This is a genomic window from Bradyrhizobium sp. 186 (assembly GCF_023101685.1).
Classification (GTDB): domain Bacteria; phylum Pseudomonadota; class Alphaproteobacteria; order Rhizobiales; family Xanthobacteraceae; genus Bradyrhizobium.
In genome coordinates this window covers 6460809-6482042 of record NZ_CP082164.1, presented here as the reverse complement: position 1 = coordinate 6482042, position 21234 = coordinate 6460809, and the positions used below count along the sequence as shown (strand labels likewise).

19 protein-coding genes are annotated in these 21234 nt (G+C 62.4%); 15 read left to right on the top strand and 4 right to left on the bottom strand.

Annotated elements, in window-relative coordinates; genetic code table 11:
- Positions 1-44: 44 nt before the first annotated feature.
- On the bottom strand, positions 45-1064 hold the full coding sequence (locus IVB18_RS31260; RefSeq protein ID WP_247984197.1) for a zinc-binding dehydrogenase: 1020 nt from the start codon (positions 1062-1064) through the stop codon (positions 45-47).
- Between the two features lie 236 nt (positions 1065-1300).
- Here IVB18_RS31260 and IVB18_RS31255 point away from each other — a divergent pair, with 236 nt between their 5' ends.
- The 7 genes from IVB18_RS31255 (at position 1301) to IVB18_RS31225 (ending at position 8754) form a co-directional block, all read left to right on the top strand.
- Positions 1301-2959, top strand: a complete 1659-nt coding sequence (locus IVB18_RS31255; protein ID WP_247984196.1) for an AMP-binding protein — start codon at positions 1301-1303, stop codon at positions 2957-2959.
- Complete coding sequence (locus tag IVB18_RS31250; RefSeq protein ID WP_247984195.1) at positions 2956-3717, top strand: SDR family oxidoreductase; 762 nt, start codon at positions 2956-2958, stop codon at positions 3715-3717. Before IVB18_RS31255 ends, IVB18_RS31250 begins: the two co-directional genes overlap by 4 nt.
- A gap of 10 nt (positions 3718-3727) precedes the next feature.
- Positions 3728-4513 carry an SDR family NAD(P)-dependent oxidoreductase gene (locus tag IVB18_RS31245; RefSeq protein WP_247984194.1) on the top strand — a complete coding sequence of 262 codons (786 nt, stop codon included), beginning with the start codon at positions 3728-3730 and terminating at the stop codon, positions 4511-4513.
- Between the two features lie 40 nt (positions 4514-4553).
- The gene (locus IVB18_RS31240; RefSeq protein ID WP_247984193.1) at positions 4554-5798 is read left to right on the top strand and encodes an acyl-CoA dehydrogenase family protein; all 1245 of its coding nucleotides are present in this window, start codon (positions 4554-4556) and stop codon (positions 5796-5798) included.
- A gap of 5 nt (positions 5799-5803) precedes the next feature.
- Positions 5804-6844: a phosphotransferase family protein gene (locus IVB18_RS31235; protein ID WP_247984192.1), complete on the top strand. Its 1041-nt coding sequence runs from the start codon at positions 5804-5806 to the stop codon at positions 6842-6844.
- Positions 6841-7524, top strand: coding sequence for a nitroreductase family protein (locus tag IVB18_RS31230; protein ID WP_247984191.1), 684 nt, complete (start codon positions 6841-6843; stop codon positions 7522-7524). The genes IVB18_RS31235 and IVB18_RS31230 overlap by 4 nt, the downstream gene beginning before the upstream one ends.
- A 78-nt stretch (positions 7525-7602) precedes the next feature.
- Positions 7603-8754, top strand: coding sequence for a CaiB/BaiF CoA-transferase family protein (locus tag IVB18_RS31225; protein WP_247984190.1), 1152 nt, complete (start codon positions 7603-7605; stop codon positions 8752-8754).
- Positions 8755-8784: 30 nt separating this feature from the next.
- On the opposite strand, the gene IVB18_RS31220 is transcribed toward IVB18_RS31225, so the two are convergent.
- Positions 8785-9969 (bottom strand): ABC transporter substrate-binding protein, encoded by a 1185-nt coding sequence (locus IVB18_RS31220; RefSeq protein WP_247991775.1) that lies wholly within the window; start codon positions 9967-9969, stop codon positions 8785-8787.
- Positions 9970-10033: 64 nt separating this feature from the next.
- Positions 10034-11173: an acyl-CoA dehydrogenase family protein gene (locus IVB18_RS31215; RefSeq protein ID WP_247984189.1), complete on the bottom strand. Its 1140-nt coding sequence runs from the start codon at positions 11171-11173 to the stop codon at positions 10034-10036.
- Positions 11174-11253: 80 nt separating this feature from the next.
- Between IVB18_RS31215 and IVB18_RS31210 the strand changes: the two genes are divergently transcribed.
- The 5 genes from IVB18_RS31210 to IVB18_RS31190 all read left to right on the top strand — a co-directional run bounded on the left by IVB18_RS31210 (position 11254) and on the right by IVB18_RS31190 (position 17792).
- Complete coding sequence (locus tag IVB18_RS31210; RefSeq protein WP_247984188.1) at positions 11254-12120, top strand: GntR family transcriptional regulator; 867 nt, start codon at positions 11254-11256, stop codon at positions 12118-12120.
- A gap of 60 nt (positions 12121-12180) precedes the next feature.
- The gene (locus tag IVB18_RS31205) at positions 12181-12990 is read left to right on the top strand and encodes an enoyl-CoA hydratase-related protein (RefSeq protein WP_247984187.1); all 810 of its coding nucleotides are present in this window, start codon (positions 12181-12183) and stop codon (positions 12988-12990) included.
- A gap of 47 nt (positions 12991-13037) precedes the next feature.
- On the top strand, positions 13038-15239 hold the full coding sequence (locus IVB18_RS31200; protein ID WP_247984186.1) for an acyl-CoA dehydrogenase: 2202 nt from the start codon (positions 13038-13040) through the stop codon (positions 15237-15239).
- 11 nt (positions 15240-15250) lie between these two features.
- The gene (locus IVB18_RS31195; RefSeq protein ID WP_247984185.1) at positions 15251-16438 is read left to right on the top strand and encodes a CaiB/BaiF CoA-transferase family protein; all 1188 of its coding nucleotides are present in this window, start codon (positions 15251-15253) and stop codon (positions 16436-16438) included.
- A 118-nt stretch (positions 16439-16556) separates the two neighbouring features.
- On the top strand, positions 16557-17792 hold the full coding sequence (locus IVB18_RS31190) for a cytochrome P450 (protein WP_247984184.1): 1236 nt from the start codon (positions 16557-16559) through the stop codon (positions 17790-17792).
- Between the two features lie 32 nt (positions 17793-17824).
- Here the strand turns inward: IVB18_RS31190 and IVB18_RS31185 are convergent, their stop codons facing one another.
- On the bottom strand, positions 17825-18319 hold the full coding sequence (locus IVB18_RS31185; RefSeq protein ID WP_247984183.1) for a MarR family transcriptional regulator: 495 nt from the start codon (positions 18317-18319) through the stop codon (positions 17825-17827).
- Between the two features lie 210 nt (positions 18320-18529).
- On the opposite strand from IVB18_RS31185, the gene IVB18_RS31180 reads away from it, so the two are divergent.
- From IVB18_RS31180 to IVB18_RS31170, 3 genes are read left to right on the top strand one after another with little or no spacing between them, the layout of a single operon-like run.
- Positions 18530-18850, top strand: a complete 321-nt coding sequence (locus IVB18_RS31180; protein ID WP_247984182.1) for a hypothetical protein — start codon at positions 18530-18532, stop codon at positions 18848-18850.
- A 27-nt stretch (positions 18851-18877) separates the two neighbouring features.
- The gene (locus IVB18_RS31175; protein WP_247984181.1) at positions 18878-20197 is read left to right on the top strand and encodes a Rieske 2Fe-2S domain-containing protein; all 1320 of its coding nucleotides are present in this window, start codon (positions 18878-18880) and stop codon (positions 20195-20197) included.
- A 53-nt stretch (positions 20198-20250) separates the two neighbouring features.
- Complete coding sequence (locus IVB18_RS31170) at positions 20251-21213, top strand: PDR/VanB family oxidoreductase (protein WP_247984180.1); 963 nt, start codon at positions 20251-20253, stop codon at positions 21211-21213.
- The last annotated feature ends 21 nt before the right edge of the window (positions 21214-21234 follow it).

Below are 21234 nucleotides of genomic sequence, written 5' to 3'. Positions count from 1 at the left end.
TGGTGAGAGTGGCGTTGGGCTGTCGTGCTATTCGTGCGGCGGACCTACGCCACGAGCGACACCTTTCCGAACTGGGTCCCGGAGGCGAGGCGCGCAAAGGCCAAGCGCACATCCGCCATTGCAAAGGATGAATCAATAACCGGTCTGACCAAACCGCGATTGAATACATCGAGCAATTGGCGGAATTCGGTGACGCTGCCGCCGGTCGAGCCGTAGATCTCGAGCTGGCGAATGAACACGCGTTGCAGATCGGCCGGCGGATTGGAGCCGGTGGTGGCGCCACAGGTGACAAGTCGCCCGCCGCGACGCAGCGAACGCAGCGATTCACCCCAGCTTGCTTCACCGACGCTGTCGATCACCATATCGACGCCGCCGCCACTCATCTCCTGGATGGTGGTGGAAACCCGGTCGCGCCGGTAATTGACGCCACCATCTGCGCCCAGCGAGACAGCCCTGGCGATCTTCTCATCGCTGGAGGAGGTGACGAGAACGCGGGCACCCACGAGTTTCGCCAGCTGGAGGCAGGCGACTGCCACGCCTCCGCCAATACCGACGATCAAGACACTTTCGCCGGGCTGCAGCGCCCGTTTGCCGAACATCATGCGCCAGGCGGTGAGATGGCCCGTCATCAAGGCGCCCGCCGCCACCAGGTCCGCATCGTCCGGGAGCGGAAAGAAGCAGCTGCTGGGCATTGCGATGTATTCGGCAAAGCCACCATGCCGATGTTCGCCCATGATCTTGACGTCCTCGCAGAGCGGCTGGTCGCCTGCCAGGCAGTAGCGGCATTTGCCGCAATAGGCCTCGGAGAAGAGAATGGCCTTCATGCCAGGCCTCAGTCCGGTCCCGGGGGCAGCCTCGACGATCTCGCCGGCGGCTTCGACCCCCATCACCTGCGGTAACGCGTGAGTGATGCCGCTGCCATTGTCTCGCATGTAGAGATCGACGCGATTGACCGACGAGGCCGCAACCTTGAGCACGGATTCGCCGGGCGCCGGCACCGGATCCGGAAAATCGCGCCAGATTACGCCGTCGACCCCACGCCGCTCCAAGACCGCTGCTTTCATTGTCGTCTCCTAGCGGTTCTCCTCATGGCGAGCTCGGAGCGGACGACTCCAGGACCTGCATTGAGGACGGCCCTCCTTCCGTGAAACTAATGTACTAGCTCACGAAGCATCCAGTATTCCTCATGGAGAGCATAGGAAAGTCCGTAATTTTAGGGTTGAAGTCCATTTTATATATAATACACTAGCGAACGAACGCGCCGTCAAGTGCAGCGATCAATCGTCATGGAGGCAACGTCATGAGCGAGAATCGTTTCGATCCCGTGGTGCATGCGCGTGCGATGCGCGACAGCGGATTCTGGGTCGACAAGAACTTCGACGAGTTCCTGCAACAAACGATCGCCACTACTCCCGGAAAGCTGGCGCTCATGGCGGATCGCGCCGATCGCAATGAACCGACGCGTCTCAGCTATGCGGAACTTGGTGATTTGATTTCGCGTGCAGCAGCCGCGCTGCGCGGTCTAGGTGTCGGTTCGGGCGACGTCGTGTCTGTCCAGTTGCCCAACTGGTGGGAGTTCGCGGTCATCGCGCTGGCAGCCTTCCGGGTTGGAGCGGTCGTCAATCCGCTGATGCCGATCTTCCGCGAGCACGAACTCAGCTACATGCTCGGTTTCGCAGAGACGAAGCTGCTGGTCGTGCCCAAACTGTTCCGCGGCTTCGATCACGAGGCCATGGCCCGTTCGCTACAGCCGGCGCTGCCCAAGCTCAAGCACATCGTGGTCGTCGACGGCGAGGGGCCGGCGAGCTTCGATCGGACGTTGCTATCCGGGAACGAGCGCCTCGGTCCACCGCCGGCCGGCGAGATCGGCGCGCTTCCAGCCGACCAAATGGCCGTGCTGATGTTCACCTCAGGCACGACGGGATCGCCCAAGGGCGTCATGCATTGCCTGAACACGCTGATGGGCTGCTGCATCGGGCTTGCGGGACGGTTCGGCCTCGATGCAAGCGACACAATGCTGGTTTGCTCGCCACTTGGCCACATGACCGGGTTCGCGGCCGGTATGCTGCTTGGTCTGAAGATCGGCGCGACCGTGATCTTTCAAGACATCTGGGAGCCCAGGCGCGGCGTCTCGATCATGGCCAAGGAGGGCGTCACCTATTCCGCCGGCGCTGCGACGTTCCTCGCCGACATGTGCGAGGCCGTCGCAGCCGGCGCAGCGAAGCCGGCTCAACTGCGCAAGTTCCTCTGCGCTGGCGCGCCAATCCCGCCGGCGTTGATCGATCGCGCCTATCGCGAGCTCGACCTCAAGGTCTGCTCGTTGTGGGGCATGACCGAGTCTCTGTCGAGCACGTTGACCGAACCCGAGCGCGCGCTGGAAAAATCGTCGAAGACTGACGGGCGACCGGTCGAAGGCGTTGCTGTGAAGGTGGTACGTACGGATGGATCTCCGGCTCCGGTCGGAGAGAAGGGACTGCTCAAGGTCCGCGGCGCGCAGATGTTCCTTGGCTACTACAAGCGGGCGGACATGGAGCCGTTTGACGCCGACGGGTGGTTCGATACCGGCGATATGGCCTACATGGACGACGAGGGCTACATCCGGATCGACGGCCGCATCAAGGACATCATCATCCGCGGCGGAGAGAACGTTCCCGTCTTCGACATCGAGAATCTGCTGTTTAAGCACCCGGCCGTGCTTTCCGTCGCAATCGTCGGATATCCGGATCCACGGCTGGGAGAGCGGGCCTGTGCCTTCATCATGCTGCGTCCCGGTCAGACGCTCGATCTGGCGGACGTGCAGTCCCACCTGGCCGAGCACAAGGTCGCCAAGCAATACTGGCCGGAACGCATTGAAATCGTCGCTGATCTGCCCAAAACACCGGCCGGCAAGGTGCAAAAATATCAGCTCCGCGAGATCGCCAAGGCATTCGCCGAACCGCCACACAAGGCCAGCGCATGACCCCCCGTCTCAAGGATCGGGTCTGCGTCGTCACCGGCGCGGCGCGCGGGATCGGTCTTTCGATTGCGGAGCGCTTCGGCCAGGAGGGCGGGCGCCTTGCCTGCGTCGATGTCAGCGCGCGACGGCTCGAGCCCGCGGTCAGCCGGCTGAAGGACATGGGGTTCGAGGCGAGGGGCTACGAGGTCGATGTCGGCAGGCGCGATGACGTTCACGCGCTCTTCGAGCGCGTCGAGCGTGAATTCAGCGCACCCGTGGCCGTCCTCGTCAACAATGCCGTATGGGCGCGCTTTGAGCCGCTGCCGCGGATCGAGGTCGAGACGGTCGAGCGGATGTTCGCGGTCGGCGTGCATGGCTTGATTTGGACCACGCAGGCCGTTGCTCCGCAGATGGAGCGGCGCGGCGGCGGATCGATCGTGAATCTCAGCTCGGTGTCGGCGTTTCACCCGGCCAAGGACTCGATTGCCTATTCCGCGCTCAAGGCCGGCGTCGTCGGGCTCTCGCGGGCGTCCGCGATCGAACTCAGCGCGAAGAAGATCCGCGTCAACGTGATCGCGCCGGGCATGATCGGAACACCGGCCTCGATCGCACAATTCGATGAAGTGACGATTGCGGCGCGGCAGGCCGAGATGCCGGCGGGGCGCTTCGGCGCACCGGAAGAGATTGCCGCGCTTGCGGCGTTCCTCGCAAGCGACGACGCCAGCTACATCCAGGGCGCGGTCATCACGGCCGACGGCGGTTGGACTATTCCTGCCAGATAGGAGAACGCGCATGAACCGGCTCGAGGGCAAGCGCGCGGTCGTCACCGGCGGTGGAAGCGGAATCGGTCGCGCCAGCGCCATTCGTTTCGCGCGCGAGGGCGCGGCCGTCCTGGTGGTCGGCCGCGCCGGCAATGCCGAGGAAACCGCCGCGGCAATCCGGGGCGAGGGCGGAGTCGCGTCTGCCCTGATCACGGACGCCTCGATCGAAGAGAACGTAGCGGCGATCGTGTCGCGCTGCGTCTCGGAGTTCGGGGGGATGGAGATCTTCTTCGCCAATATCGGCGTCACCGGGACCAACACGCCGTTGCTGGAACAAACGGTAGAAGAATGGTCCGAGGTCTACCGCATCAACACGATCAGTTGTTTCCTCGCCATCAAATATGCCGGCCGTCACATGACGGCGCAGGGTTACGGCTCTATCATCCTGACCTCGTCGGCCGCATCACTGCGCGCCAACGCCGGCGCGATCTCCTACAGCGCAAGCAAGGCGGCCGTGAACAATCTGGCGCAGACGGCGGCCAACGCCTTTGCCGGGACCGGTGTGCGCGTCAATGCTGTGCTGCCGGGGCTCGTCGAGACGCAATTGACCCGCAAGGTGTTCGAGGACGCACGTGCCCGCGGCGTCGAATCCAAGCTCGGGCATGTGACGCCGCTGAAGCGCCCGGGGCGCGCCGAGGAGATCGCGGCTGCGGCGGCATTCCTTGCCGGCGACGACTCGTCTTATGTCGATGGCCAACTGCTCTCCGTCGACGGTGGCGTCAGCAGCACCCATCCCTACGGTCGGATCGCGCTCTAGCAACGCTGTTGCTCAGGACAATAAGAACAGGAGAAGCGCCGTGGATTTCGAACTGCCCAAGGACATCACCGATAAGCTCGCAGAACTCGACGCGTTCATCGAGGCGGAGATCAAACCGCTCGAGCGCGACCATAAGCAGTTCTTCGATCACCGTCGCGAGAACGCCCGTACCGATTGGGACAATGACGGCCGCCCCCGAGACGAATGGCGCGCCCTGATCACCGAGATGGAGCGCCTCGCCGACAAGGCCGGGCACCTGCGCTACGGTCTGCCGAAATCCTGTGGTGGCCAAGGCGCGTCGAATCTTGCCATTGCCGCGATCCGTGAGCACCTCGCCGCCAAGGGCCTTGGTCTGCATAACGACCTCCAGGACGAGTCCTCGATCGTCGGCAACTTTCCGATCATCCCGGCGCTCGCCGACTACGGCACGGAGGAGCAGAAGACCTATATCGAGGGAATCATCTCCGGCAGGAAACACCTTTCGTTCGGCCTGACCGAGCCGGGGCACGGAAGCGACGCCACCTGGCTCGAGACCGCGGGCGTGCGCGACGGCAATCATTGGGTCATCAACGGCCGCAAGCGCTGGAACAGCCAGGTCGCCCGCGCGCACGCCAATCTGGTGTTCGCCCGCACGTCGGGTAAGCCGGGCGAAGCCAAGGGTATCACGGCCTTCATCGTGCCGACCGATACGCCAGGCCATAACGTTCTCTACAATCACTGGACCTTCAACATGCCCAGCGATCATGCAGAGACGGAGCTGCTCAACGTGCGCGTGCCCGATAGTGCAATCCTGCACAGGGAAGGTGAGGGGCTCGTCGTCGCGCAGCGGTTTGTGCACGAGAACCGTATCCGGCAGGCAGCGGCGAGCGCAGGCGCTGCGCGCTATTGCATCCAGGAGACGGTCAAATACGCGAAATCGCGCGTCGCCTTCGGCGAACCTCTCGCCAAGAAGCAGGCCGTGCAGTTTCCGCTGGTCGAGCTCTGGGCGGAATACCAGATGGTGCGGAATTTCATCTTCCGGACCGCCTGGCAGATGGATCGCCAGAACCCGCTGTCGATCAGCGACATGGTGTCGATCTGCAATTTCCGCGCGAACCGGCTGTGCTGCGAGGCGGCGGATCGCGCGATGCAGGTGCATGGCGGCATGGGCTACAGCCGTGCATTGCCCTTTGAGCACATCTACCGCCATCACCGTCGTTACCGTATCACCGAAGGAACCGAGGAGGTGCAGATGCGGCGCGTGGCGCAATATCTGTTCGGCTTCAGCGGCAAGAGCGCGAGCTGAGCGCGATGAACCGGCAGGCGGGCGATGGCAATATGGATTTCGACCTTCGTCGGCTCGACGCATATCTGAAGGAATGGCTGGGCGGGTCCGCGGAGACGCGGGTCACGCGCACCAGCGGTGGAATGTCGAACCCGACCTACTTTGTGACGCGGGGCGGTTGGCGTGCGGTGCTGCGCAAGCAGCCGAACAACGTGCTGATGCCGTCGGCTCACGCGATCGACCGCGAATATCGGGTGCTCACGGCCCTTGAGGGAAGCGACGTCCCGACGCCAAGACCTTACCGTTATTGCGCGGATCGGGAGGTCCTTGGCACGCCGTTCTATCTCATGGAATGGCTGGAGGGTCGTATCGTCTACGACTACGCCTTGCCGGGTTTTGCGCGCGAGGAGCGCACCGCGTGCTATCGCTCGATGTGCACGACGCTCGCCGCGATCCACAAGCTCGATTACAAGGCGGTTGGCCTCGGCGACTTCGGCAAGCCAGGAAACTACTTTGCCCGGCAGCTCAATCGCTGGTCCAAGCTGTGGGGCGAGTATCGCCGGGGCGACGATGACAATCCGGCGCTCGACAGGATGGTGCGCTGGCTGGCCGAACGCGTCCCCATGAGCGAGAGTCTTGCACTTTGTCATGGCGATTTTCGGATGGCGAATCTGGTGTTCCATCCGACCGAGCCGCGCGTGGTCGGTGTGCTCGACTGGGAATTGTCGACACTGGGCCATCCTCTTGTCGACCTCGCGTTCAACAGCCAGGCCTGGCGCATGGCACCGGACGAGAACGGAGGTCTGCTTGGCCTGCCGCTCGACGACATGGGAATCCCGAGCGAGCAGGATCATCTCGATCGCTACTATGAATGCGCAGGCGCGACCGAGCGGCTGACGGTGTTCCACCAGGTCTTTGCGATGTTCCGCGGCGCCGTCGGAAGCGCCGGCGTGGCGGCGCGTGGCGATCTCGGCAACAACGTGCTGCCCGACGCCGCAAATGTGGGCCGACGGCTCGCGCGTGCTTACGCAACGCGCGGAATGGCATTGATCGAGAGCGCGCCATGAGCATCGCGGAGCCCATGATGAATGTCGACGAGGCGATCCGCCTGCGGCGGTCCGTGCGCGGCTTCCTGCCGCGCGAGGTTCCGGAAGCGACGCTGCGCGAGGTTTTCGCGCTCGCGCAGTTCGCGCCGTCCAACTGCAACGTGCAGCCTTGGAACCCGCATGTCGTATCCGGAGACAGGCTCAAGCGGCTCCGTGAGGCGCTCGTTGCGGCGGGGATGCGCGACGATCCGATCAGGCCGGACTGGCCAGCCGACGGCAAGTTCACCGGGATCTATCGCGAACGCCAGGTCGGCGCGGCGCAGGCCCTTTATGGGGCCATGGGGGTTGCGCGGAGCGACGCGGCTGGACGCAAGCTCGCGTATATCCGCAACCACGCGTTCTTCGATGCTCCGCACGCCGTCTTCATCTTCATGCCGGAGCCTTTCGATACGCGCGAGGCGACCGACATCGGCATGTATGCGCAAACCATCATGCTGGCGCTCACCGCGCGTGGAATCTCCTCTTGCGCGCAAGGCGCACTCGGACTGTTTCCGGACATCGTTCGCGAACAACTCGAAGTTTCCGGCAACTACAAGCTGCTGTTCGGCATTTCGTTTGGGTATGAGGACGGCGACGTCAAGGCCAATGCGGCACGGGTCGACCGGGCAAAGATTGATGACATCGTGCGCTTTCACCGTTGAGGACGATCGGCAGGGGTACCGGGGTTCGATCGTCGTAAGTCGCAAGCCCACCGATTTCCGAGAAGAGGAGAGTTCGTCTTGACCGGCCCCCTGGATGGATTTCGTATTGTCGAAATGGGCGGCATTGGCCCGGCGCCTTTTGCGGGCGCGCTGCTCGGTGATCTCGGCGCCGACGTGGTGCGCATCGACCGTATCGCGAAGCCGGGCGTCGAACCGGAACTGCCCGCGCGGTTCGACTTCTACAATCGCAACAAGCGTTCGGTTGCACTCGATCTCAAGCAGCCGCAAGCGATCTCGACGGTGTTGAAACTCGTGGCGCAGGCGGACGCGCTGATTGAAGGTTTCCGTCCTTCGGTCATGGAACGGCTCGGGCTTGGACCCGAACCCTGCCACGCCGCCAATCCGCGTCTGGTCTATGCGCGCATGACGGGGTGGGGGCAGGAGGGACCGTTGTCGCAGGAGGCGGGGCACGACATCAACTATCTTGCGTTGACCGGTGCGCTGCATTGTCTGGGCGACGCCGACCGGCCGCCGCAGCCTCCGCTCAATCTCGTCGCGGACCTTGGCGGTGGTGCGCTCTACTTGACGGTGGGACTGCTTTCAGCCGCCATGGAGGCGCGGCGATCCGGGAAAGGACAGACGGTCGATGTCGCGATGATCGACGGCGTGACGCATCTGATGTCGGCCTTTCAGGCCTTCCGTCAGCAGGGAAGCTGGACCGAGCGGCGCGCGGATAACATCGTCGATGGTGGCGCGCCCTTCTATCGAAGCTACGCGACCAGCGATGGCAAGTTCATCGCGGTGGGCGCGATCGAGCCGCATTTCTACGCCAACCTGCTGAAGGTGATGGGTCTCAGCGGGGAGGCGCTTTTAGCCCAGAACGATCGGGCGGCATGGCCGCAGATGCGTGAACGCTTCGCGAAGATATTTGCCGGACGAACGCGTGATGAATGGGTCGCCCTCGCTATGGGACGCGACGCCTGTCTTGCACCTGTCCTCACAATCGACGAGGCGCCGACGCATCCGCAGATGGAAGCGCGAGACGTTTATGCTGCCTTCGACGGATTGCGTCACCCAAGCCCGGCGCCGCGCTTCTCCCGCACCCGCTCCGACCTTCGCCGACCGCCACCGGCGCCGGGGTGCGACAGCCGGGAGGTGCTCAAGGATTGGGGCATTCCGCGGGATGAGATCGACGCACTTCAGGCGGTTGGTGCGATGGCGGACGCCTGACGCCGGCCACCGCCGTCGAGAGATGCTGATCTATTCTGCCGAGACGGGATCGCCAGAGAGGGCCCAGCTTGTTCCATCAAACTTGGCGATCCGGAGGATCTTGAATGGCGTGTAGTCGCCGGGTGCCGTGCTGATCGAGACGCCGGGAAGCATCAGAGGCATCCGCGTGCCATGAAGCGAGGTCGCCTGACGGATGAGATTGTCTCTAGTCAGTTCGTCCCCGCATTTCTTCAATACGGCGGTGAGGGCGTTCACGTTCATGTAGGCCACCAGCACTGAATAGTCGTCCGGATTGGCCGATGGTGCGTACTTCTTCAGGAATGCCTTGTAGGTTTTCATTTCCTCATCGTCTGCCCAGGCGGGGTCGCCCGGCTGTTTGAGGAATTGAGTGGTGATCAATCCCTTTGACGCATCAAGGCCGGCGGGCTTCAAGACGGTTTCAACCGATGCCGTCGAGCCGCCGATGACATGGAGCGGGTTCCAGTTGAGCTCATGCACCTTGCGAATGGACTGAGCCGCGGCCTTTGCTGAGGACTGTTCGATCAGCGTATCGACACCCGCCGCCTTGAGCTGAACGATCTGGGAGTCGATTGTCGGGTCGGCCAGCTCATAGGAGACCTCGGCGACGATCTGGGATGCTTTGGGCCCAAGGCCGGCGCGCAATCCTTTGACATAGTCCCGCCCGTAATCATCATTCTGGAACAGGACGCCAATCTTCGCGTCCGGTCTGGCATTCAGGATGTATTTTGCGATGGCGCGGCCTTCGGTCTCAAAGTCGGGATAGAGCGGCACCGTCCACGGGAAAGTCTTCGGATCGTTGAAGCGACGTCCACCGGCAGTGATGAAGAGCTGCGGGACCTGCTTCGAGTTCAGATATTTCTGGATGGCGACGTTCGGAACCGTGCCGATAGTGCCGACCTCGGCGAGGATGCCGATATCCTCCACGAGCTTGCGCGACTGCTCCACCGCCTTCGGCGCGCTGTAGGCATTGTCAAGCTGCGTGAAATTGATCTTGCGCCCGTTGATGCCGCCTTGTTCGTTGATCATCTCGAAATAACCGACGACGGCGCGTCCTGCGCCGGCACCAAAGGCTGACGCCGGGCCGCTGAGCGGGGTTGATTGCCCGAGCTTGATTTCCGTGTCGCTGGCTCCCGGACCATAGGCCTTTTGCGCATGGACCGGCGCCGAAGCGAGCGCTGCTGATGCTGCAAGCATGCCCAGAGTCTGACGAATGCTGTTATGCAAAGCTTCCTCCCAATATTGCTTATTGTTTTGGCTCTTATCGTAGAAGTTCGCGGGCAATGACCATGCGTTGGATCTGGTTGGTGCCCTCAAAAATCTGGGTCAATTTGGCATCGCGCATCATACGCTCGACCGGATAGTCCATCGTGTAGCCGTAGCCGCCGAATATCTGCACGGCATCGGTGGTCACCTTCATCGCCATGTCACTGCCGACGCATTTGGCCATGCTGGCAAGGACGTTCAGACGCTTCCAGTCGCCGGCGTCGCCGGCGCGGGCGCACTCATAGACGAGCGCGCGCGCGGCTTCGATCTGCATGGCCATGTCCGCCAGCATGAACTGCACGCCCTGAAACTCGGAGATCGGCTTCTTGAACTGCTTGCGCTCCTTCGCATAGGCAACGCAGACATCGAGCGCGCCCTGGGCCAGTCCGACGGACTGGGCGCCGATGGTGGGACGGTTGAGGTCGAGGGCGCGCATCGAGGCGCGAAAACCCTTGCCTTCCTCTCCGACGAGATTTTCGACTGGCACCCGGACGTTGTCGAAGAAGATCGGCGTATTCGGTGCGCCACGAAAGCCCATCTTGCGTTCGTGCCGTCCGAAGGTGATCCCCGGCATGGTCTTCGGCTCGACGATAAAGGCGCTGATGCCGTCCGCGCCGGAACTGTCGCTCGTCCTCGCCATCACAACGATGAAATCCGCGACGACACCATAGCTGCACCATTGTTTGCGGCCGTTGAGGACGTAGCAGTCGCCGTCCTTCTTGGCGCGGGTGTTGATGGCGGTGACGTCGGAGCCGGCCTGGGGCTCCGAGATCGCGATCGCGGTCACGACGCCGCCCTTGGCGATGATCGGCAGGAACTTCTTTCGTTGCTCCTCCGAACCGAAATGGAGGAGGGGCATGATGAACATGGTGTTGAGGCAGGCGATCGAAGCGCAGGCCGGCGATATCTTTGCGATCTCCTCGCGCGCAATGCACGCCAGGGTCAGATTGCCGTTCGGCCCGCCATATTGCTCGGGGACCCAGAGCTGCATCAGCCCCATCTCGCCGAACAGCTTCACGATCTCGAGCGGGAAACGATCGGTCTCGTCGATCTCGGCTGCGATCGGCGCCACGTGCTTGGCGGCCATCTTCCGGACGTTGTCGCGGAACGCGACCTGCTCCTCGGTGAAATTCATCGACGACCTCGCCATATTTTCGTTGGGACGCCCAAAAAAAGGCTTCCATTGAATGGGTGATCCATTTAATAATTCATCCCATGTCGCGCAAGTCAAGCCCGCATACCGCCGTCAGTCCCCGGTCGCCATCGTCCAAGCGGCGGGATCGGGTCGCCGACCACCGCGCGGCCGGCACGCCGCCTCCGCCGACGTTTCGGCCGATTCACACCCGACGCGCCTTTGAGGAAATCTGCGCGCGAATTCGCGGGCAGTTGGCGCTCGGTGTCCTCAAGCCGGGCGACAAATTGCCGCCCGAGCGGGATCTCGCCCAGCAGCTTGGCGTCAGCCGCAATGTCCTGAGAGAGGCGCTGCGCAGTCTCGAGATGGCCGGGGTGCTCCGGCTGCAAAAGGGCGTCAAGGGCGGCGCTTTCGTTCAGGCGGGCGACACCAGCCGCATGAACGTGGTGATGCAGGACATGCTGAGCCTCGGCACGATCTCGGTGCGCGAGTTATCCGAGGCGCGGATCCACGTTCTGGATCTTGTCGTGGGTTTGGCATGCGCGAACGCGCGGCAGGCCGATTTCGCCGCGCTGGAGGCCAATATCGAGCGTACGGATATCGCGACAGCGGAAGGCCGGTTGTTGGACCGAGTGGAATGTTCGCGGGAGTTTTACAAGATTCTCGCTGCAGCGACCGGAAACAAGGTGATCGCCATGATCATGGATTCCGTCACCGAGATCCACATGCGCTTCGTCTATGCCAAGGTGGCGTCGAGCGGTGTTGCGATGGCGGGGCTGTCCGAACGGCGCCGGAAGTTCTTAACGGCGCTTCGCGAACGAAATGCCTCGTCCGCAACGCGCTTGATGCGCAGTCACCTGGAGGCCGTGCAACGCATGCTGGAGCAGGATCCCGGCGCGATGTCGCTTCAAGTCGCGCTCGCGGAGATGCAGCCCGGCATGAGGCGGTGAGCGGTGTGCGACCCGCGACACTAAAGTCTTACATCAATAATAATATGAACGGAGGAAGCTGTGTCTCAATATGCCAAGTATGAATGCCTGACCGTCGATGTCGCCGATAAGGTCGCGACCGTGACCTTGAACCGACCGCAGGCGCGCAATGCGATCAATCAGAAGCTGATCCGCGAACTCCGCACCATCTGGGACGATCTGGCTGATGATCACGCCGTCAACGTCGTCGTCCTGACGGGCGCCGGCGAATTCTTCAGCGTCGGCGGTGACGTCAAGGCAATGTCCGAGCGGCCGGGCGGCGATGTCCTCGAAGAGGGGGAGGTGCACGATCCCATGATCAGCCGGCGCGGCGTCACCCGCCAGCTCGAGCTCGACAAGCCTATCATCGCGGCGATCAACGGTGATGCCATCGGTCTTGCGGCGACCCATGCATTGCTGTGCGACATCACGGTGATGGCCGAAGACGCTCGCATCGGCGACACGCATGTGTCGCGCGTGGGCCTGGTTGCAGGCGACGGTGGGACGGTGATCTGGCCGCTGCTTGTCGGCGTCAACAAGGCCAAGGAGTTCCTCATTCGCGGGACGCTGTTGAAGGGCAAGGAGGCTGAGCGGATCGGCCTGGTCAATCATATCACGCCGCGCGCGGAGGTTCTGGCGAAAGCCCGTGAGATCGCAATCGAGCTCGCGAATGGTCCGACCTGGGCCATTCGCTGGACCAAGCTGTCGATCAACCAGATCCTCAAGGATCGGGTGAACATGCTGCTCGAGGCCTCGATGGCGCTCGAACAGGTGACATTCGAGACCGCCGACCACAAGGAGGCGACGATGTCGTTCAAGGCGAAGCGCAAGCCCAAATTCGGCCAGCGCTAGTTCCGCCCATGCACGCGACAGAGCTCCCAAGCGACGACATCAGGGAGATGCTCCGGGATTCCCTGCGCGGGTTTCTCGGCGAGCAGTGGACCGCCGATTGCGTCAGGCGTGGACCGTCTCCACAGGATGTTGCAACGATATGGAGCAAGCTCGTCGGACAGGGCGTCGCCACTCTCGGCTGCAGTCCTGACGAAGGCGGGCTTCGCGAGGTTGCGGTTGTGCTCGCAGAGCTCGGCCGCGCTGCCTGCCCGGCCCCGATGTGGTCCGCCGCGCTTGCCAATTTCTCACTCTTCACCTCGCAATCCGAGGCGGCAGTTGATCCTCTCAAAGGGCTGCACGCGGGCTCGGCCCGGATCGCGTTCTCATTTGGGGCGCTCGACCCTGATCGAGGCACCGGCTCGATCCGGGTCAGGGATGACCGTGCGAGCGGATTGCTTCGTTTTGTGGAGGCGGCGGGGAGTTGTACGCATCTGCTCGTAGCAATCGACCGGACAGTCCTGGGGCTTGTCGCGCTGGATGCGACAGGCGCCGAGGTCGTCCCGACCCGTGCCATGGGCGCCTGGGGTTTTTATGAGGTCCGGCTGAATTCAGCGCCGGTCGCCCTCATCGCCCTTGACGACGGCGTCCTCGACGATCTCCTGCTCAGGGGAAAGCTGGCGCTGACGGCGCGGGCGCAGGGCGCCGCCCGGCGTGCTTTCGAACTGGTGACGGACTACGCCAGAGAGCGTCACCAGTTCGGCCAGCCGATCGGAAAGTTCCAGGCGATCCAGCACAAGCTCGCGAACGGCCTCATCGCCCTCGAAGGCGTGCGCCTGCTCGTCGATCATGCGGCGAAGCTGCATGATCTGGAGGATGGCAATTGGCGTTACTTCGCCAACTGCGCCGTCGTATTTGCGAGCGATGCCTTGCGGCGGGTTTCGCTCGAGACTCACCACACGTTCGGAGCGATCGGCTATGCCGACGAACATGAGGCGCCCCTCCACTTCAAGCGAGTGCATATGGACACGATGGCGCTGGGCGGATCGCTGCAAGCGAAGCGGTCACTGGCTTCGTCCTTGCTGGGTCCGGATAGCTCGGGCTTGCCCGAGCACGATCTCGGTCCCGCCGGCAACGCGCTACGCGAACAGGTGAGGGGATGGCTCAAGAAGAACTGGTCCGGCGACCGGAAAGCCGAGTTCGATCGCAAGCCGTTCTCCAAGCGGGAGTTCGATGCCGATTTCGCGCGCGATATTGGCAAGTCCGGCTGGATCGGCCTCGGCTGGCCCAAGGAGTTCGGCGGTCAGGCACGTTCGCCGCTCGAACAGATCGCCTTCATGGAGACGATGGAGCGCGGCGAGGCGCCGCGCATCGGCGCGGCGATCCAGGCCAATGCGCTGATGATGTTTGGCTCGCCCGAACAGCAACAGAGCTATCTGCCCGAAATCCTTTGTGGCGAAGCCATGCACGGCATGGGGTACAGCGAACCGCAAGCGGGTTCCGACCTCGCGGCGTTGCGCACCAGCGCGGTGCGTGAAGGTGATCACTGGGTGATCAACGGCCAAAAGATCTGGACCACGACGTGGTGGGGCAAATACATGTTCCTCGCGGCGCGAACAGACAAGGATGCGAAGCCGCCACATGCCGGCATCAGCATGTTCATCGTACCGATGAATGCTGAGGGGATCACGATCCGGCCGGCGACCACGATGTACGACGGCTCCTTCGCCAACGTCTTCTATGACAACGTCCGCATCCCCTTGGAGAACATCGTCGGCGAGGTCAATGGCGGCTGGAAGGTGTTGACGGGTGCGCTCGCTTTCGAGCGCGGTCTGGTCGGCGGAGGCATCGTCTTGAAGGTCGCCCATGCCTTTGAGCAACTGCGTCGGCATGTCGTGGAAAAGGACGCCGACCGGTCGACGCTGGGCGATGATCCGATCATCCGCGACCAGATGGTGACGCTTGCAACCGAAATCGAAGTCGGACGCCTTTTGATGATGCAGTGCGCGGACCTTGCCGCAGATGGCGTGACGCCACCGGAATATGGCGCGATGAGCAAGGTCTTCTCAGGGGAATTGATGGAACGTTTCGGCGAGGTTGCGCTCGACATCCTCGGCATGCGTGCGACGCTGTCCGAACAAATGCCGGGTGCGATCGACAACGGCCGCTTTGAGCAGAACCTGCGTCATTCGTTGATGTGGGTCATCAGCATTGGCACCAACGAAATCCAGCGCAGCCTCATCGCCCAACGTGCGCTTGGGTTGTCCAGGTAGGAGCAAATCGCATGCAGGAGCAGAAAACCCCGACCGCGCCACTCGCCGGCGTGCGCGTGCTCGATTTTTCGATCATACTGGCGGGCCCTTATTGTGCACGGCTGCTCGCCGATGTCGGCGCGGAGGTAATCAAGATCGAGCCGCCCGAGGGCGATGACATGCGTCTGCGGACGCCGCTCCGGGACGGCCACAGCGCCTATTTCGGTCAGCTCAATGCCGGAAAGCGCAGCCTCGCCCTCGACTTGAAAAGTGCTGACGCAATCAAGCTGGTGCATCAATTGGTCAAGGAGACCGACATTCTGGTCGAGAATTTCCGGCCGGGTGTGATGGACCGTCTTGGCCTCGGCTACGAGGCGCTGCGCGCGATCAATCCGCGCCTGATCTATTGCTCGATCTCCGGCTACGGACAGTCGGGCCCCGCCGCGGAGCGCGCGGCCTATGCCATGATCGTTCACGCCGAGAGCGGCTTCGACCGTTCGTTGATGCGATATGCCGGCGATCGAGATCGGCCGGCGGCCGGCGCGGTCTTCGTTGCCGACGTGCTTGGCGGGATCTTCGGCTACGCGGCGATCCAGACCGCGATGGTCCAGCGCACGCGAACGGGGGTCGGCCAACGGATCGATGTGGCCTTGATGGACTGCATGCTGAACCTGCTGGTCTACGAATTGCAGGAGGCGCAGTTCCCGATCAGCTCGCCGCGGGCGGCCTACGGCCCGGTGCGCGCCCTCGACGGCGACATCCTGATTGCGCCAATCACACCGCGAAACTTTGCCGCGCTCTGCGAGGTGACGGGGCAGAGCGAATTGGCCAATGACCCGCGCTTCAAGTCCGTACCGGGGCGTGGTGCGAACTGGACTGCGATGATGCAGGTCATCGAGACGTGGACCGAGCGGCACTCGGTGCGCGAGTGCATGGCTGCGCTCGACAAGGCCGGCGTTCCCAGTGCCGAATATCGCGATCCAGGCGCGACGTTGAGCGATCCGCATCTGCTGCAACGCGGCGCGTTCGCTGCAATCGCGGACGAAGCCGGCGAATTCATGGGCGTAAATGCGCCTTGGAAAATGTCCGGTGCGCCGACATCCATGCAGCGCGACATTCCCGCTGTCGGTGCTCATCGTGATGAGGTGTTGTCGCGGATCCTCGGCCTGTCGGGCGAGGCGATCTCCCGCCTTGCAGAAGCGGGAGCGTTCGGAACCTAGCGAAATCAAGGAAGAGGGCAGCGGACATAACGGCGCCAGAGGATGCTGCGTTGTGGCCGCTGATGATGCGAGAGATTGGAAGTGCTGCATAAATCATAAATAGCGGGGAGGCGTAAAAATGCTCGATATCGCATTGGACAATGCAATCGCCGATCACAAGACTTACGGTAATGTCGACCTCCAGCATCGCGTCTTTGCGAGCTTGCGACGTGATGATCCAATCCATTGGACCCGGCCTGACGGGTGCCGTCCATTCTGGACAATTTCCAAATACGCCGACATCATCGAGATCGAACGCCAGGCCGATCGGTTTATTAACGCGCCGCGGACGAAGCTGCTGAGCATCGAGTTCGAAGGCAAGGTACGGGAAGCCATGAACGGCAAACCCATGCTGGTGCGGGCCTTGCCGCAGATGGATAATCCGGACCACGCCAAGTATCAGAAGCTGACCCATGCCTGGTTCCAGCCGCGCCACATCCGGACGCTGGCGGAGCGCATGGAGACCTTGGCAAGGGAGAGCGTCGATCGACTTCTTGCGATTGGCCGCGAATGCGATTTCTACAACGAGATTGCGATCTACTATCCGCTGCGCGTCCTGATGACGATTCTTGGGCTGCCGCGTAGCGACGAGGCACGCCTGCTGAAGATCACCCAGGCCTATTTCGGCGGTGGCGATCCGGACATGCAGAACGGCTCGGACCTGATCGACGCGACGATCGCCTATGTCGACTATTTCAGGGATGTCGCAAAGGAGAGGCGGCAAAATCCGCAGGACGACGTCGCAACCGTTATTGCAACGTCGGAAATCGACGGTCGACCGATCGAGGATTTTGAGGCCTATTCATACTACGTTGCGCTCGCCAGCGCCGGCCACGACACAACGAGCGCGACGATTGCCGGCGGTCTGCTCGCGCTGATCGAGAATCCGGATTGCATGGCGCGCCTCCAGAACGATCCCGATTTGCTGCCCGATGCTGCGGAGGAAATGGTGCGCTGGGTATCGCCGGTCAAGCATTTCTTCCGGACGGCGGCGGTCGACTACGAGATTCGTGGCAAGACGATCAGGGCCGGCGACAGCCTCTTCATCAGCTATCCGTCCGGCAATCGCGACGAAGAAGCCTTCGATCGTCCGTTTGAGTTCATGCCGGAGCGTTCGCCCAACCGTCATCTCGGTTTTGGCTTTGGTATTCACGCCTGCATCGGCAGGCACCTCGCTAAGGCTGAAGTTGTGGCGTTCTTCCGTGAATTGGTCAGGCGGGTCGACCGGATCGAACTTGCGGGCAAGCCGGCCTGGACGGAAACTTCCTTCCTCGGCGGCGTGAAGCGTCTTCCGGTGCGTTATCGTGCACGGTAGTCGAGCCGCCGGAGTACAATGGCGTCCCTTTGTCAATCGTCTGAGGAAGAAGGTTCGGCCGCCGAGGTCTTTGCGATCGCCAACATGCACTTGAGGAAATGCGCGCGATCGTCCTTGCTCAGGGGAGCCAGCATGGTGCTCTGCAGCTCGGCTGCGGCTGGAACAACGTTCAGGAGGGTTTCTTCACCTTTGGCGGTGATCTGAACCCGAATGGATCGGCGGTCCTCCGAATTGCTCTTTTTCGAGATCAGCTTCCGGGCCGTCATTCTCTTGAGCATCTCGCTCAGCGTATTCCGGTCGCAGCTGATACGCTCCGCAAGCGCGGACGGAGTGAGAGGGCCGTTTTGATAGAGAGCGATCAGCACGCCGAACTGTCGTGGTGTGACATCGCTCTGGCCCGTCAGGTCTTGGTAGAGCACGTCATAGCGGGCATCAAGCAATCGGAGGAGGAATCCGATACCTCCCTCCAGCCGCCAGTTGCGCGCGATATCCGCCGCGGTCGTTTTCGTTGCCTTGTCGGCTGACATGCCGTCGTTGACCTGAGTTGTCGCCTCGAAACACGCTTAGCCGTTAGCAGCTTGGCCAACGGCTCTCAACCCCGCGCCAGACGATTGGCCCGAGCAGTCCGTTCGAAATCACCGACTAACCTCCACTGGTTATTGCAACTCATTCGACAAAGTAGTACGTATACGTATTAAGAATGACGTTAAGGAAATGTCGTCGCAGGGGAGGGTTGCTTGAATCTGCGCGAGTTCTTGTCGATTCCCTACCTTCTCGAGGCCGAGGCGGTTGAAACCGAGCCCGGCAACTGGCGTGTGCGGCTTGCCTATCCAGAGCTGCCGGGCTGCACCGCGGAAGGCCTCGTCATCGAGGACGCCCTGAAGCAGTTGGAGCGGCGCCGGATCGAAATGATCGTGAATCTTGTGGAGATCGGCAGGGAGCCCCCTGTGCCGCGGAAGCCTCTCGCTGCGGCCGATCCGCTTTGGACTGCACGTGATCTCGGACTGTCATGCCGCGTTGCAGCGCTTTTGGGCGGCCCCTCGAAGCAGGGCGCATGACTGTGCGCAATTCAACGGAGGAAACTCATGCTCTCGCGTGAAGACAATGAACGCCTGGTGAGGGTTGGAAAGGGCACCCCCCTCGGGGATCTCTTTCGTCTCTACTGGATTCCATTCCTGCCGTCGGCGGATCTGGTCAACGACGGCCAACCGAAGCGCATCCGGCTGCTGGGAGAGGATCTTGTCGCCTTCAGGGACTCAGAGGGCCGTGTCGGGCTGGTCGATCAGGCTTGTCCGCATCGGGGTGCGCCGCTGATCTTTGGAAGAAACGAGGATTGCGGCCTGCGGTGTGTCTATCACGGCTGGAAGTTCGACGTGACGGGCGCCGTGACAGATATGCCGGCCGAGCCAGCCCGCAGCCGCCTCAAGGAGCGTCTGCGGATCAAGGCCTATCCCTGCAAGGAGCGCAACGGGATGATCTGGGCCTACATGGGGCCGGATCAGGCCGACCTTCCGCCGTTGCCGAATGTCGAGTGGAATCTGGTCCCGCAGGAGCAGGTGCATATCTCGGTCCGCGTCCAGGAGTGCAATTGGCTTCAGGCGGTTGAAGGCGAGATCGATTCCGCCCATGCGCCCCTGCTTCACGGTCGACTGGATTCGCAGGGCACGACAAGTGCCTGGATCCAGAAGCGTGACCTTCGCCCGACGTTCGAATGCATCAAGCAGGATTTCGGGATGAGCATCGCTGCGCGTCGAAACTACGACGCAAACACGCTGTACTGGCGCGTCAATCAGTTCATGCTGCCGTTCTACACGCTCGTTCCGCCGTTGTCGCCGTTCCCGGATTTGAGTGGCCACGCCTGGGTGCCGATCGACGACGAGAACACGCTCTGCATCATGTTCTCATATCATCCGTCGGAGCCGCTGCTGCCGAAGACGCGGCAGATATTCGCCGAAGGGCACAATGGCCGCGAAAGCGGGCACGCCAGCCGCCATTCGCTCGTCCAGCATCCGGTGACGGTCCCGTACGCGGGCTACTGGACGAAATACAATCCCCAGAACGGCTTCCAGTTCGACCATCAGGCGCAGCAAACGACCTGGTTCTCCGGCCTGCCGGGACTCTGGGTCCAGGATGGCGCCTGCCAAAGCGGCGTGTCGCCGATCTTCGATCGAACCAGGGAGAACCTCTGCTCGAGCGACACCGGAATCGCGATGACACGGCGTTTCATCCTGGAGGCGCTCGGTGCCTATCGCGATCACGGAACGAAGCCGAAAGGCGTGACCGATCCCGACGTCTTCATGGTGCGAGCGGTATCGCTGCGGCTGCCGCCGGAGGATTCCTGGGTCGATGCTGGCGCACCCTTCATGCGCGCAAGGCTGGGTGCCGATTTCGGGTACGAGCTGTGAGCGCATCAAGCCCTCCACAACGCTCCGCGGGCGTCAATCCGGAGGTCTGCGCCATGGCTGAAAGCCTGATCGAGCTCCGGGTCAAGCGCATCAGCTATGAGGCCGATAACATCAATTCGTACGAATTGGTGTCGCCGGCGGGAGAAGATCTTATCCCTTTCACAGCCGGCGGCCATATCGACCTCCATCTGCCGAATGGCATGATCCGCAGCTATTCGCTGCTGAACGATCAGTGTGAGCGGCACCGCTATGTCATCGCCGTCAACAAGGATCTCGCCGGCCGGGGCGGCTCGAGCTTCGTGCACGACAATCTTGGGGTGGGCGACATCGTCACGGTGTCCCGTCCGCGGAACAATTTTGCGCTTTGCGAGGCGGCCGAGCACTCGGTCCTGATTGCCGGCGGGATCGGGATTACGCCCCTGTTGTCGATGGTCCGCCGCCTGGAGACGCTGGGGCGCTCCTGGGAGCTTGTCTATGCCGCCAGGACGCGGCGCGCCGCGGCATTTCTCGACGAGCTCAATGCGCTTGGATCGAACGAGCCCCCGAAAGTGCACGTCGACTTTGACGATGAGCGGTCCGGGCGCATGTTCGATCTTCCAGCACTCGTCAGAACTGCGCCGATGCGGGCTCACCTCTATTGCTGCGGCCCGCTGCCGATGCTCGAAGCATTCGAGGCTGCGACGGCGGATCGTCCCGTCGGCCATGTGCATGTTGAATATTTCAAGGCCAGGGAAACACCGGCGATCGAAGGCGGTTTCGAGGTCAGGCTCGCCCGAAGCAACCGGACGATCGAGGTCGGCGCAGGCAAGACCATTCTCGAAGCCCTGTTGGATGCGGGAATCACTGCCAATCACGCTTGCGCCGAAGGGGTCTGCGGCACCTGCGAAACGCGTGTGCTCGAAGGCATACCTGACCATCGCGACCAATTCCTAAGCAAAGAGGAGCAGGCGGCGAACAAGATCATGATGATCTGCTGCTCAGGCGCCAGATCACGCACGCTCGTCCTCGATCTCTGAAAGAACAAATAACATCGTCAA